This is a genomic window from Paenibacillus sp. J22P59 (assembly GCF_059383895.1).
Genome location: NZ_JBXENX010000007.1, coordinates 321,251 through 335,983, shown reverse-complemented (window position 1 = coordinate 335,983; position 14,733 = coordinate 321,251). Strand labels below are relative to the sequence as shown.

Annotated in this window: 10 protein-coding genes and 1 CRISPR repeat array (1 of these 11 running past the window's edge); of the genes, 5 read left to right on the top strand and 5 right to left on the bottom strand. The window is 45.9% G+C overall.

Annotation, left to right across the window (positions count from 1 at the left end; all coding sequences use genetic code 11):
* Nucleotides 1-140 precede the first annotated feature (140 nt).
* Together AC50YO_RS14725 and AC50YO_RS14720 are read left to right on the top strand one after the other, a co-directional pair.
* A complete protein-coding gene (locus AC50YO_RS14725) occupies nt 141-1,301 on the top strand; it encodes a YhgE/Pip domain-containing protein (protein ID WP_494848070.1) in 1,161 nt (386 codons plus the stop codon).
* Nucleotides 1,302-1,391: 90 nt separating this feature from the next.
* Nucleotides 1,392-1,943, top strand: coding sequence for a PadR family transcriptional regulator (locus AC50YO_RS14720; protein ID WP_494848068.1), 552 nt, complete (start codon nt 1,392-1,394; stop codon nt 1,941-1,943).
* An 82-nt stretch (nt 1,944-2,025) separates the two neighbouring features.
* Here the strand turns inward: AC50YO_RS14720 and map are convergent, their stop codons facing one another.
* The 4 genes from map to AC50YO_RS14700 all read right to left on the bottom strand — a co-directional run bounded on the left by map (nt 2,026) and on the right by AC50YO_RS14700 (nt 4,828).
* Nucleotides 2,026-2,772: a type I methionyl aminopeptidase gene (gene map / locus AC50YO_RS14715; RefSeq protein WP_494848067.1), complete on the bottom strand. Its 747-nt coding sequence runs from the start codon at nt 2,770-2,772 to the stop codon at nt 2,026-2,028.
* A 7-nt stretch (nt 2,773-2,779) separates the two neighbouring features.
* Nucleotides 2,780-3,361 carry a TetR/AcrR family transcriptional regulator gene (locus tag AC50YO_RS14710; RefSeq protein WP_494848065.1) on the bottom strand — a complete coding sequence of 194 codons (582 nt, stop codon included), beginning with the start codon at nt 3,359-3,361 and terminating at the stop codon, nt 2,780-2,782.
* A gap of 147 nt (nt 3,362-3,508) precedes the next feature.
* Nucleotides 3,509-4,285 carry an arylamine N-acetyltransferase family protein gene (locus AC50YO_RS14705; RefSeq protein WP_494848063.1) on the bottom strand — a complete coding sequence of 259 codons (777 nt, stop codon included), beginning with the start codon at nt 4,283-4,285 and terminating at the stop codon, nt 3,509-3,511.
* Nucleotides 4,286-4,303: 18 nt separating this feature from the next.
* A complete protein-coding gene (locus AC50YO_RS14700) occupies nt 4,304-4,828 on the bottom strand; it encodes a hypothetical protein (protein WP_494848061.1) in 525 nt (174 codons plus the stop codon).
* A 183-nt stretch (nt 4,829-5,011) separates the two neighbouring features.
* Between AC50YO_RS14700 and AC50YO_RS14695 the strand changes: the two genes are divergently transcribed.
* From AC50YO_RS14695 to AC50YO_RS14685, 3 genes are all read left to right on the top strand, one after another.
* On the top strand, nt 5,012-7,507 hold the full coding sequence (locus AC50YO_RS14695) for a GH39 family glycosyl hydrolase (RefSeq protein ID WP_494848059.1): 2,496 nt from the start codon (nt 5,012-5,014) through the stop codon (nt 7,505-7,507).
* Between the two features lie 221 nt (nt 7,508-7,728).
* Nucleotides 7,729-8,976, top strand: coding sequence for a PTS sugar transporter subunit IIC (locus AC50YO_RS14690; protein ID WP_494848057.1), 1,248 nt, complete (start codon nt 7,729-7,731; stop codon nt 8,974-8,976).
* A 27-nt stretch (nt 8,977-9,003) separates the two neighbouring features.
* Nucleotides 9,004-11,274, top strand: coding sequence for a beta-glucosidase family protein (locus tag AC50YO_RS14685; RefSeq protein ID WP_494848055.1), 2,271 nt, complete (start codon nt 9,004-9,006; stop codon nt 11,272-11,274).
* 346 nt (nt 11,275-11,620) lie between these two features.
* Here AC50YO_RS14685 and trpB read toward each other — a convergent pair whose 3' ends face one another.
* Nucleotides 11,621-12,784, bottom strand: a complete 1,164-nt coding sequence (gene trpB, locus AC50YO_RS14680; RefSeq protein ID WP_494848131.1) for a tryptophan synthase subunit beta — start codon at nt 12,782-12,784, stop codon at nt 11,621-11,623.
* A 526-nt stretch (nt 12,785-13,310) separates the two neighbouring features.
* A CRISPR array of direct repeats spans nt 13,311-14,733; the repeat unit is 32 nt; unit sequence GTCGCACTCTGTATGAGTGCGTGGATTGAAAT; it runs 255 nt beyond the window's last position.

Below are 14,733 nucleotides of genomic sequence, written 5' to 3'. Positions count from 1 at the left end.
AAAACTGCTGTACGACTGTGGCTGATCTTTTATTTGACATCACCCTCAAACAAGTCTATAATTTCTCACTGCATTACTTTAATTAGAGTATTTGGTTTGAAGGTAAATGCAAATAATATAATCAGATAGGATGATGCAAGATGAAGCCATTTCTCGCCTTCTTGAGGAACAAAGCCGTAATGGGCGGAATATTTATGGTTGTTTTTTATCAGGTAATGTTTCTCGGACTCTTTATGTATGGTTACTCCTCAGTGCCGAAAAATATCGCGAAAATGTCAGTAGCCATTGTTAATGAGGATACGCAGTATGGAGAGGAAATTGCAGATGGCTTGAAGGAGCAGCTTCCATTCAAGCTCTTAACAGATATTTCGCTTCAAGATGCCGAGCAGCAATTGGAAGATCGCGACATTCATATGATCGTGCATATTCCGCAGGACTTTAGTGAACAGCTATCTCAGCAGGACAAGCCGGTTTCCTTGGATTTCATGATCAATCAATCTAATCCGGCGATGGTAACCAGCTCAATGAGCTCGGTGGTTACACAAATTACGACAGCCCTTAATCAACAACTGGCCGTACAGAACGCGGAAGGTGTTCTTAAAGGCTTGAAGATCCCTGATGATCAAGCAAAGCAATTAGCGGAAGGCTTGCCTACAAGATTGGTATCGAATATCGTATCGACCAATGAGCTGCCGCCGGGTATGCATAACCAAATGGCACCGATGTTCATCTCCATGGTATCTTATGTTGGTGCGATGATCTTCTCCATGATTTTGGTTGGTGTAGTGAACGGCTACAAGAACAAGATCGGCAAGTGGAAAGCATTCTTCTACTATCAAGGTGTCACGGTTATTACTTCCTTGATCGCTCCGCTTATTGGACTAGCTATCTATTTCAGCATTCAAGGCGGATTTGGCGCTGGAACGTTCGCGCAAATGTGGATGCTGCATGCACTGGAGCTGCTTACTGCTATTGAGTTTACGGCTATATTCTCGTTCTTATTCGGACAAAGCGGCATGTTGGTCAACCTGCCAATCCTGCTTTCGCAAACCATTAGCAGCGGTGCTGTATTGGCACAGTCCATGATGCCAGGCTTCTTCAAGCCACTTAGCTATATTTCGATTATGTTCTATTCTTCCCAAGCGGATTTCAATATTCTCTTCGGCGGCGGCAAAACAGGCAAGTATGTTTTGGGATTAGTTGTGATTGCGGTAGCAAGCATACTAATCGGAGCCATTACCCATCATTTCAAATCGAAGAAAAAAGCTGTAGTGGGCGATTCTCATCCGGTTCAAGCGTGATTCTTTCTCCTTTTTCATGTACACTAGCCTAAGAGTCTGCTGAGCCTTAGGAATCAGCAGGCTACTACCCTTAACAGAGGGGGCATTTGGTTGACACTTCATATCGCGATATTGGGCATATTATCTAGCGGGAACCATCATCCGTATGATATTAAGAAGATGCTGTTGAGCCGGAATATGGGGGATATCCCACATTTCAATGATGGGAGCCTGTACTATAATTTTGAGGTGCTGCGGAAGAAGCAGTATATTGAGAAGCTCGAAGTTACACGGGATGTGAATCGTCCGAGCAAAACCACTTACGGGATTACACAGCTTGGGCGTGAAGCGCTCGAGCAGGAGATTTATTCCAGCCTGAAAAATTTCACAACTATTCGAGGGATTTATGCCACCACTTGCTTCATTAGATATGCGGATCAGAGCAAGGTGGGGTTTCTCGTCGAGGAAATTATTCAGAAGCAGCGGGAGCGCTTGAAGCATGCGGAAGATATTGTGAACAGCGAGAAAAAGAGTACAGAGGAAACGGCTTATTTGATTTATGATCATGCTTATAATCAAATTAAGCTAGAGCTTGAATGGCTCGCCAAATTGCTTGCGGACGTTCGTGAGCATGAGCAAGATTCGGCTATAGGCAAGTCATAGCTGCCTGTTCCATGCCAACAAACAATAGGAATTAAAAAGGATAGAGATTCAGATGTTATCTGAAATCTCTATCCTTTTTTTTCTATTGCGCGGTCAAAATTTGTGGACCTTCAGCCGTGATGGCGATTGTATGCTCGTATTGGGCGGCGAGCTTGTTATCCAACGTCCGAGCGGTCCAGCCGTCCGAATCAATTTTCATGAAGTACGTGCCTTCGGTAATCATGGGCTCAATCGTGAATACCATACCTTCCTTGATACGGAGACCTTTGCCAGGCTTGCCGACATGCATATAATTCGGCTCCTCATGCAGATCGCGGCCGATGCCATGGGCGAGAAGGTCACGCACGACGCCGAAACCGTGTGATTCCGCATGCCGCTGAATCGCACTCGTCACGTCGCCGAGTCGATTGCCGGGCTGCGCCTGCTGGATGCCCAGATCAAGACATTCCTTCGTAACACGCATCAACTTCTCGGCCATCGGCGAGATCTGCCCGACCGCATAGCTCCAAGCCGAATCGCCGAGCCAGCCATCGACCTCAGCGACCGTGTCGATCGTTACGATATCGCCTTCCTTGAGTGGCTTATTGCTAGGGAAGCCATGTGCGATCACATCGTTGGGGGAGGCACAGGTTGCATATTGATAGCCTTTATAGCCTTTTTGGTATGGCTTTGCCCCGTGCTTCAACATGATGTCCTCGAATATGCGATCAATTTCGTTGGTCGTAATACCTGGTTTGATAAGCGGGGCGATTGTACGATGGCATTCAGCTACCACTTGGCATGCCTTGCGGATCGCCTCAATTTCATGTTTGCTTTTTAAAATGACCATGTTCGTATCAGGACTCCTTCGTAATAGCTTGCATAGCGAGTCGGGCAATTCGATCGATGTTCAGGTCCGAATTGCCCGCATAGTAGTGCAGCCCACAGCAACCGACCAGCACGGCAAGCATATGGTCGACGCTGTCGTCTTCGCACTGGGCGATCGATTGGAGTGGGACATACAGCCGTTCCATAAATTGTTTTTTGGCGTGGTGTTGATCCTTTTCAGGCAAGCCTGCATAATGTTCTGCCGCCATTTTGTAGACGAGATATGCACGGGCGTCAGACTGCCACAGCCGGAGCAGTGCTTTACAATACGCCAACAACTGCGAGTCATCCGGGAGGCTGCTGCTGTCCGCCCATTCTGCGATAACTTGCTCGCATCGCTCGAAGCCGCTTTCTAACACATCTTCTATTAATAAATGCCGGCTGGGGTAATAATGGTATACTGTGCCATAACCAAGCCCTGCCTCGCGGGCGACGTCGCGAATATCAAAGCTGCCGCCCGTGCGGAAGTAGGAGCGCGCAGCGACGTCCAAGATCTGTTCTCTTCGCTGTATGCGTATGAGCTCATTTTGTTCTTTGGTACGGGGGCACATAGCGTGTGAACCTCCTTATATAGACCTGCAAATTTGTCGATATAAAAATAGTAACCCATTGGGTGGAGAAATGCAAAAGATTTATTGGTGTTTGATAAAATGAAGTATTCAACAATAAAGAACTAGGCCGTAATTGTTATAGGCGTATTACAGGCCAAAATAATGTTGCAGCAATTCTTTATACCTTTCACTGTCTATCGTCTCTTTTGTATTAATCCCATCATCCCATTGCGTAAATGAAGTGTTCGTTAAAGTTATATTACCGTGAGGTGTCAGACGGGTAACTAGAGGCGTCTTGTTGAATGAAGATTCCGGGTGCTCGGCAATAATCTGCTGGATGCTATTGAATTCTGCTATGTCGATTAGAGTCTGCTTGGAATCGAAGGCATAGCCTATTCTCCAGTCCGTATCCTTATGCTTCAATTTCATCTCCAGCACATAATTCCCATGCTCACTCTCTTCCTGTCTAATCCGAAACTCTCCATTAATGGATGCTAAGGCTTCCCCAGTCAAAGGAACAGGGGCTAGAGGGAGGTTCCCTCCAAAGCCTGTATCTATTAAATACGTCTGCTCTTCATGATAAAGGAGAATGGTTACATGAGTTCTGCCAAGCGTGCGATACTCTTGAGCAGCAGAATCATAGACGACTGCGGTTGCGACCGATGCATGAAAACCATTGTCAATCAAGAACAAATAGAAGATCGAGTTCAATTCATAACAAAGGCCGCCTTCGTTGTTTATGAGTATTTTATTCACTATGTTTTCTCTGGAGATATCGCTTGTATGATGATTGATGATGCTTAAATTCTCAAATGGGATAGTGGTTGCTGTTGCCTCCAGAATGGCCGACAGGCTGTGGAAGGTAATAACTTCGTCAGCAGGGAGACCTATTCTTTGGCGAAATAAGGTATTGAGCTCAGTCATTTTTCATTCCTCCGATATTTAGAAAAATCGTATTAATCCTAGAACAGCAAAGGCAAATAGTACTGTACCGGCACCGATGCCTGTAATAGCGCTGCTCGCTACGCCGAGTTTTTTGGATAAGGGTAGTGACAGAACGGAGACGCCAACGAGTAAGGCCGCGAGCAGATACAAGCTGGCATCATCAAAGACATTTTTCAAGCCAATAAAATGTATGCCTACAACGAAGGCGATCCAAGGAGCGATATAATCCTTGCTTTTTTTTCTGATGAGTACAAAAGCACCCGCACCTGCTAAAATGATTTCGGCGTATACAAAAATCAAATAATTGCGGAAAGAGGTCACGTCGGATAAAGCGGATGGTGCGTTCCAATTCTTCACGCTTAAGTAAACACCGAACAAGCATAGTAATAGGGCAATGCCAGAAGCGATGCCAATGTATTTGCGCCAGGCTGGTCTGGGATTTTCTTGTGCCCAGCCGAACCAGCAAAAGCTGAACATGCCGAATATAGAAGTATACATAGCGTAATCTCTTAAGTATTCCATACAATCCTCCTTGTTTGCCAGTAATAGCTTCCTAATTAATCACACTAATAATATATCATTGATGGGATTGTGAAATGTATAAAATTGCTAAAAAATGTTTCGCACAAGTAGAGAAGAACGTTCCTGTTGTTTGTATTTTTGTGCGTAATGAATACATAATAGGAAGGGAAAGGGGAGCTTGCAATGCGTTACCTTTATGAGTTTATTGAGCATCAGGATGATCTGCCGATACGACTGTTCGTGAACAGTGTTGCGCATGTTCATTTTCATTGGCATAAAGAAGTTGAAATTATATATGTGCTGCAGGGTGCAGTCATCATCTATTTGGATCAGCGCCAATACATCCTGCATCAAGACGATATTATTGTCGTAAACAGCATGTCCGTCCACAAAATCGAGCGTACCAATCAAGACAACGTGCTGCTGACTTTGCAATTCAGCCCTGAGCTCGTGGACGATCATGCCTTCATTGATTGCAATTCCTTGCAGCAGATGCCTGATAACCGCGATCGTTATGACAGGGTTCGACGTTATTTGGCGGAGATGGCATGGGAAGCAAGCAAGAAAGCTCCTGGCTGCCGTAATTATTCAAAAGGCTTGCTGCACCTGCTGGCAGGCCATTTGCTTCGCTATTTCTCAGAAGGCCTTAACGAAGCCTCGCAGGAGGAAGGCAAGGCTTATGATTATAAACGGCTGAATCGCGTGCTGCAGTTCGTCGATCGTCATTATAGCCAGAAAATAACGCTGCAAACGATTGCCGATCAAGAGCATCTGAGCCTGCATTATTTCTCTCATTTCTTCTCTGATAAAATCGGTATCCCGTTCCAAAAATATTTAACCTCGGTCCGCTTGGAGAAGGCGGTAATCGAGCTGATGGAGTCCAGCAAAAGCATGACACAAATTGCGCATGATTGCGGCTTCGCGAATGTGAAGCTATTCAACAAATATTTCAAAGAAAAGTATGATTGCACGCCAAGCGCATTCCGTGAATCATTGGCAACCGAGGCGAGATCTTCATCGACGAGAAAACCGCTTACCTACGATGAATCGTCAAGCAGTGATTATTATGAAACCGACACTATACAAGCTATGGAATCTTTATATCGTTATTTGGGACGCAACGAGGACCGAACGAATGAATGGGAAGCAAGGCAGATGGTTCCTAATCGCATTGCTATACATATAAGCGCTAATGATCCGGGCTCGATGTATGAACCGCATTGGAATAAGGTAACGACTGCCGGCAGAGCTGTAGAAGGGCTTAGATCCGATTGGCAGGAGCAGTTTCTGGAGCTGCAACGCAGTCTTGGCTTCAAGTATATCCGCTTCCACGGCATATTTAATGATGAGATGATGGTCTACAGCGAATCGGATGACGGAGAACCAATCTATAACTGGTCGTATGTAGACAAGCTATATGATTTCTTGCTGCAAGCCGGCATCCGCCCATTCGTAGAACTGGGCTTTATGCCGACGCTGCTGCGCCGTTCAAACGAAACGATTTTTTGGTGGAGGGGCAATATTGCTCCTCCGGCTATTCAGAGCAAGTGGGACAAGCTCGTCCGTGAGTTTGTTCGTCATTGTTTGAATCGTTACGGGTATGATGAAGTGAAGAAGTGGTATTTCGAGGTTTGGAATGAGCCCGATCTAGCTGGCGTTTGTTGGGCGGGAACGAAGCAGGAGTATTTTGATTTTTACAAGTCAACCGTATGCATGATTAAGTCGGTAGCTGCCGATTTGAAGGTGGGCGGGCCTGCGCTCGGTTATGGATCGCTGTGGAATGACAGCTGGGCGGAGGACTTTATGGCTTATTGCCGCAATGGTCATATACCGATCGACTTTTTTTCATTTCATGTGTATTCGGAATATCCGCATCATAAGGACGAGACGGATAAGCTAACGAGAATCATGCCGCCATCCTTTTATCTGGACAGCGTTAAGCGGTTAAGAGATCAAATCGGTGCGGATGCTGCACCGGATCTTGAGCTCCATATGACGGAATGGAATTTCTCTATTTATGATCGCAACCTGATGCATGATACGATGTTTATGGCAGCATTCGTCATCCATCAAGCTCTTCAAACGTTAGGCACGATGACCTCGATCGCCTTTTGGTCCTTCACCGATGTTTTCGAAGAAAGCCAGGTTCCACCCTCGCTATTCTATGGCGGGTTCGGTCTAATCAGTCAGAACGGGCTGAAGAAGCCAAGCTATTATGCCTTTGAACTGCTGGCCAAGCTGGGAGATAAGATTGTCGCCCGTGGAGACGGTTATATCGTAACGAATCGAAAGGACGGAAGCTTCCAAGTATTAATGTATCATTATGCGCATGTGGATGAGCTGTTCGCAAGCGGTGACCGATCAGGATTGACGGACAAGAGCCGCTATACCATTTTTGAAGAGAAGGGTGACAAAGCCTTTCATTTGAAGCTGGAAGGCTTGAATAACAGCTATAAAATGACAAGCTATCAGCTTGATCGTGAGCATGGTTCGGTATTTGATGAGTGGATTCGATTGGGAGCGCCCATCCATCCAACGAATGAGGAGCTCCTCTACTTGCAGGGCAAAAGCGGCCCTGAAATGAAGACGGAGCTTATAACGGAGGCGGAAGGCTATGAAGTGACATGCATTCTTCCGCCTCACGGAATTAGGCTGATTACGCTTACTAGACAATATTGAATAGAAGCGACTGAGCGTGGTCGTAAGCAAACACCCTTTCTATTTTTTTGTAAGGGTGTTTTTTGCTGTATATATAATGTCGGATATAGCAAAGTTATTGAGGGGAAAATGTTTCGGCAAGAAACATACCTATACGTGACAAATAACAACAAGAAAGCGTTATCAAATGGTTTTATACTGAGTAAGCAATAACGTCGAACAAAGATTATGGGGGGATGACAATGGATCGTTTTATGAAGTGGATGGCAGATAAATTCGCACCTCGTCTTGAAGCATTCACTAAAAATGTATGGGTGGACTCGATTCAAGAAGCGATAATGGTGACGCTGCCGATGATTTTTATTGGTTCATTGATTACGCTTATATCGATTTTGAAGGATTTTATTCCGGGCCTGCCCGATTTGACGCCGATCACGACGTTCAGCTTTGGTCTACTGGGCATTTTCATCGCTTTTCTGACGCCATATATGGTTATGCAGAAGAAGGAACGCCACAAAATTAAGCTGATCGCAGGGGCGACAGGCTTATCGTTGTTCCTCATGCTGCTGAAGCCGACATTCGGGGATGACGGTACCGTACAGTTTATATTGGAGCGATTCGGACCGTCGGGCATGATTACAGCACTGCTAGTAGGGATTACCGTAGCGGTCGTGATAAATGCGTTCAACCGTTTCTCCTGGTTTAAGAAGGATACAAACTTGCCAGAGTTTATTGTAGACTGGTTTGATTTTCTCGTTCCGATTGCACTTATTCTAACATTCGGCTGGGTGCTTATCTATCAGCTTCACTTCGATATTTTCGCGCTGATTGTCAGCGTGTTCGAGCCGCTTAACATCATTAGCCAAAGCTTATTAGGATTCGTATTATTTAACTTTATCGGTGTTGTTCTTTATTCCTTCGGCGTCAGCCCATGGGTATTAACTCCGATCTTATATTCGATCTGGATTCCTGCGATCGAGGAGAATGCTGCATTGGTCGCACAGGGCCTGGAGCCTGCTAATATTAATACGTTCGAGACCTTTTTCTCCGGATGGGTAGGAGTAGGCGGGCTTGGCGCGACACTGCCGCTTGTTATCTGGTTCCTATTCGCCAAATCCAAAAGGCTGAGTTCCATTGGCAAGGCGACGATTGTGCCTTCCCTATTCAATATTAACGAGCCCGTCATTTATGGCGCTCCAGTTGCTTTCAATCCGATCTTAATGGTTCCAATGTGGATCAACGGCATAATAACGCCAATTATCGTCTATATAGTGCTCGATCTCGGCCTTGTTGATATCCCGAGCAAGGTATTCCAGCTATGGTACACGCCTCTTGGCTTATCCACGTATCTTTTGACCGGCTTTAAAGGGCTCATATTGCTCGCGGTTGTCCTGATCATTATTTTCGTCGTTTGGTTTCCATTCTTCAAAATTTATGACATGCAAGAGCTAAAGAAAGAACAACAAGATACCAGCCTGAATGAAGGATAAATAGGTTTGGATGAGGAGGAGTACACTGTGAAGCAATCAACAGAAAATGTACTGAAAGCCATGACAATAGAGGAAAAAGCCGCGCTGTGCGCAGGTCTGAATATGTGGATGACAAAAGGGAATGACCGTATTGGAATCCCGGCCATCCATATGTATGACGGTACAAATGGCATACGCAAAACGAATAGTGACGAAGAGATCGGCATTACTGGCGAGAATATACCAGCAACTTGCTACCCGACGGGCTCGGCAATCGGCTCGTCATGGAATATAGAGCTGCTGCATGAGGTTGGTGTTGCCCTTGGTCAGGAAGGCAAACAGATGGGCGTTGAGCTTCTTCTTGGACCTGGAATCAATATGAAGCGCACCCCGCTCGGCGGCCGCAACTTCGAATATTATTCCGAGGACCCTTGCCTGTCGGGCGAGCTTGGAGTAGCCTTCGTGAACGGCTTGCAGAGCCAAGGCGTCGGTGCATCGGTTAAGCACTTTGCTTGCAACAATCAAGAGTACGAGAAAATGGTAACCAGCTCTGAGGTAGATGAACGGACGCTGCGCGAAATTTATTTGAGCGCTTTTGAACGAATTGTCAAAAAATCGAATCCGTGGACGATCATGTGCTCTTATAATCTTTTGAATGGCTCCTATGCTAGCGAAAATGAGCACTTGCTGAATGATATTTTACGCGAGGAATGGGGATATGAAGGGGTTGTGCTGTCTGATTGGACGGCTGTAAACGACCGCGTAAGAGGTCTTAAAGCAGGCCTTGATTTGGAAATGCCGGGACCAGCGCATTACAATACGAAAGCGATCATCGAAGCCGTGCAAGCGGGTACGTTGACTGAGGCACAGCTAGATAAGACCGTCAGACGCATTATCGAATTGGTGCGCAAAACAACAGAAACAAGCAACGAGCAGGAGAAGCCAGCTGTCGATTATCATGAGCTTGCAAGGAAAGCGGCGGCGGAAAGCATTGTACTGCTTAAAAACGACAATCAGATTCTTCCGATTAATTCGGAGAAGGTATCCTCGGTGGCGATTATCGGCAAATTCGCTAAGCAGCCGAGAATCCAAGGCGCCGGCAGCGCCAAGGTGACACCTACACGCATAGATATTCCATGGGAAGAGATGCAAGAGAATGCGGCTGGTTCGATCTCTCTGTCTTATGCGGACGGTTATCCGCAAGATGACAGCGTGAATGAACAGCTTATTCAAGAAAGCGTTGAACTGGCAGCGAAGGCAGACATGGCGATCTTGTTCGTCGGGCAGCCGGAGTATGCGGAGTCAGAAATGCATGATTTGGAAGGCATTGATCTGCCTTTGCATCAACTGAAGCTCATTGAAGCCATCTCGGCGGTTCAACCCAAATGCATTGTTGTAACAAGCAGCGGCACAGCGCTCGCGATGCGTCCATGGGCACAGCATGTGCCAGGCATTCTCCACTCTTGGCTGACGGGACAAGGCAGCGGCAAAGCGATCGCCGACATTTTGTTCGGAAAGGTAAATCCGTCAGGCAAATTGTCAGAGACGTTCCCGGTCAAGCTGTCCGATAACCCGTCGCATATGCGGATACGCGGTGAGAACGGGAAGCTGTTCTATCGGGAGGGGCTGTTCGTTGGATACCGCTATTACGACAAGAAGGAGATTGTTCCGCAATTTCCATTCGGACACGGTTTGTCATACACGTCCTTCGGCTATTCTAATCTGAAGGCTGTGCAGCATGGCGATAAAGTGACTGTTACGTTCAGTATTGAGAATACAGGAGGGCTGCCTGGCAAAGAAGTCGTACAGCTGTATGTGCATGACGAGGACTGCAAATGGGTTCGGCCTGAGAAAGAATTGAAGGCATTCGTCAAGCTTGAGCTTGAGCCTGGTGAGAAGAAGGAGATCAGCTTCGTTCTTGAGGAGAGGGATCTTGCTTACTATAATACGAAATATAACAAATGGGTCGCCGAAACGGGGTATTTCCAGTTCGCAATCGGGAGCTCTTCAAGGGATATCCGCATTCGAGAAAGAATATATTGCGATTTCGGAAGCGAAGAGATTACCTTCCATAAGTTTAGCCTGTTAAACGATTGGCTCAGCCATCCGAAAGCGAAAGCGATTCTTGAGGACTACCTGGAGGAAATGAATCGCCATGTGTCGGACAAAGTACAATTAAATGATGAGTTTGTTGGTTTCTGGGGAGATTTCCCAACCATTAAAATTTTCCAAATGTTTGGCCAGACTTGGCTGATTGACCAATCACCCGATCAGGTTATGGAGCAAATGATTCGTACGTTCGAGCGTGAGCAACAGTAATAGAGAAAATAACAGTATGGAGAGCTGCACAAAACCAATTTGTGCAGCTCTTTTTGTGTGTGAAGATTTGGGACGTAGTGGCTATTATCTGAAAGCTGTTAGCAATAAGGCAATGGTGTATGTCAGTTTACTAGATCAATGAACATAAATCGAGAGATAAACGATGGACGGGATGCGCACATGGCTGGAAAGCTGATAAAGAAAGGAAGGTCGGGGCAGCTCGGACACGAGTGGCGGTCATAAAAGGCCATTGCCATGAACAAGTATTAGTTCCTATTTGAATCCTTCTCCTAAATAAAAGCAGCTACCACAATAGATTGTGATAGCTGCTGGTGTATAGCTGTTTCTAGGCTTTAAGCATATGGAACACTTGCTCAACGTCCTTGTCGCCGCGTCCGGACAGATTAATAATAATAATTTGATCCTTGCTCATTGTGGGAGCAAGCTTCTTCGCATAAGCGACCGCATGTGCGCTTTCGAGTGCGGGGATAATTCCCTCTGTACGGGATAATTCTTGGAACGCCGCCAATACTTCTTCGTTGCTAATTGCTACGTATTCTGCACGTCCAATAACCTTGAGGTTACTATGTTCTGGTCCAACCCCTGGGTAGTCTAGACCTGCTGCGATGGAGTAAGTTGGCTTTGGGTTGCCTTCTTCATCAAGCAGGACCAAGCATTTGAAGCCATGGAGGACACTTGGAACGCCTTCCGTTAAAGTAGGAGCTTGATCCGGCTCTACCCCGATCAAACGAACAGAAGGCTCGTCCAAATAGTGCGCGAACGCTCCAATTGCATTGCTTCCTCCGCCTATGCAAGCAATAACAGCATCAGGCAGGCGACCTTCTTTCTCCATAATCTGACGCTTGGACTCTTCACTAATAATAGATTGGAAGTGCTTCACCATGCTCGGGAACGGATGAGGGCCTACTGCGGAACCAAGCAGATAGAACGTGTTTTTATAGTTCAGGACCAGATCATTCAAAGCCTCGTCTACCGCATCCTTCAAGCGGCCTTGGCCTTTATGTACGGGTACGACTGTAGCACCTAGCAGCTCCATGCGGAATACGTTCAATGCTTGGCGCTTCGTATCCTCGGCACCCATATAAATGATGCACTCCATATTGAACATCGCACATACGGTAGCAGTAGCAACACCATGCTGACCTGCTCCAGTCTCGGCGATAATGCGCTTGGCGCCCATTCTTTTGGCGAGGAGGATTTGACCGACAACGTTATTGATTTTGTGCGCGCCAGTATGATTGAGGTCTTCACGCTTCAAATAAACTTTAGCGCCGCCCCAAGCTTCTGTTATCTGCTTAGCAAAGGTCAACGGATTCTCCCGACCAACGTATTCGCGCAAATAATAACGAAGCTCTTCATTAAACTCGGGTTCATCCTTATATTTATTAAATTGTTCACTTAAATAATCCATTACTTCTTTCAGTTCGGGAGGAATGAAGCTGCCCCCAAATTCACCAAAATATCCTTCTTCAAGCTGGCTATGATTCATCGTCACAAAGTACACCCCATTCTGTAGTAATGAAATCTATTAACATAGTATCATACTAAGAGTGGAAAATAATTGATGAATATGAGTTGGGATATAAATTTTTTGCTCGAAAAAGAGAGGGTTTGGCTTTTACTGTAATTTTTATATATAAAACAGATCTATCAGATCCGATACTTAATTGCAGGTGGGGCAAATAAGATGGAAGTATCGGAGATAGGGTACAGAAGCTTACTATTAGCATAGAGAAAAAAGAGTTTATTATCGAACAAAAGAATGATATAACTATCGTTAAGGAAATAACTGGGTGAATGATATCAGGTGAAAACATAGTTTAGATCGCATGGTGGAAGAAACGAAGTGCGAACCCTAAGCTCACATGAAATCCCTAGGGGATTCGCACCTCTTTGCTGGACAAGGGTTTCAGCCATTTAGATACGAAGTTAAACCTTGAAATTATCCTTGTTGTTAGAGAGTCGCACTTTTTGGCCTCTCAGCCCTTGCAGGGCAAGGCCTTTTTCGGGCCGCTGTCGCACTCTGTATGAGTGCGTGGATTGAAATATCCTCGTAATCCGTTAACCATGGCGCATCCTCGTCGCACTCTGTATGAGTGCGTGGATTGAAATATACGGGATTCATCAGCTGCAACCCATGCTTTGCGTCGCACTCTGTATGAGTGCGTGGATTGAAATTCACTCGCCTGCTGCATGTGGTGCATCCTTCGCACCGTCGCACTCTGTATGAGTGCGTGGATTGAAATACCGAGCTTCATACGTATTGAAGATAAATTCCATGTCGCACTCTGTATGAGTGCGTGGATTGAAATTTTATACAGCCTAGTTTCAGCCCAAAATGACCAAGTCGCACTCTGTATGAGTGCGTGGATTGAAATTCAAGCTCTCTGCACATAGCACTAATATATCTGGTCGCACTCTGTATGAGTGCGTGGATTGAAATTTGCATGATATTTAGCTTTAACTCCATTGCCGCCGTCGCACTCTGTATGAGTGCGTGGATTGAAATTTCACTGGATCATCTACAATAGCTATCCGTGCACGTCGCACTCTGTATGAGTGCGTGGATTGAAATGCATCTTAGCGCTACCGTATTCATGAACCCCTGCAGTCGCACTCTGTATGAGTGCGTGGATTGAAATTGGGAAAGGCCATGGTTCCGCTGCACTTGCAACGGTCGCACTCTGTATGAGTGCGTGGATTGAAATTTAATAATTTTAGTACGAGTCAAAATTTAACAAGTCGCACTCTGTATGAGTGCGTGGATTGAAATCCATAGGGCGATCTGCGCCATTACTGGTGCAGGTAGTCGCACTCTGTATGAGTGCGTGGATTGAAATAAGAATGTTCACCTATCCACTGCCCTAACTTCGGTCGCACTCTGTATGAGTGCGTGGATTGAAATTCAGCAGCTCTCTATCTAGGTAAATACGATGATGTCGCACTCTGTATGAGTGCGTGGATTGAAATAGCATTAAGTGTAGCTATTGACAAGGGGAAAACCGTCGCACTCTGTATGAGTGCGTGGATTGAAATCCTAATGGCAAAAATGATGATCAAGTAGACGCGTCGCACTCTGTATGAGTGCGTGGATTGAAATGATGACTATTTCGTTCAGCCTGTAGTTTCGAATTTGTCGCACTCTGTATGAGTGCGTGGATTGAAATATTGAGAAGGCTGCTCCTTGTAAATTCTCCATAGGGTCGCACTCTGTATGAGTGCGTGGATTGAAATATTTTCGTCCACGACGTCCACTCCTTCCCGATCTGTCGCACTCTGTATGAGTGCGTGGATTGAAATTTAGGTGCTACAGTAGGCATTTGGCTGGTACGTGTCGCACTCTGTATGAGTGCGTGGATTGAAATGCTTTTCTTCGGACATTCTTTCACTGTACGAACGTCGCACTCTGTATGAGTGCGTGGATTGAAATATTGCCCT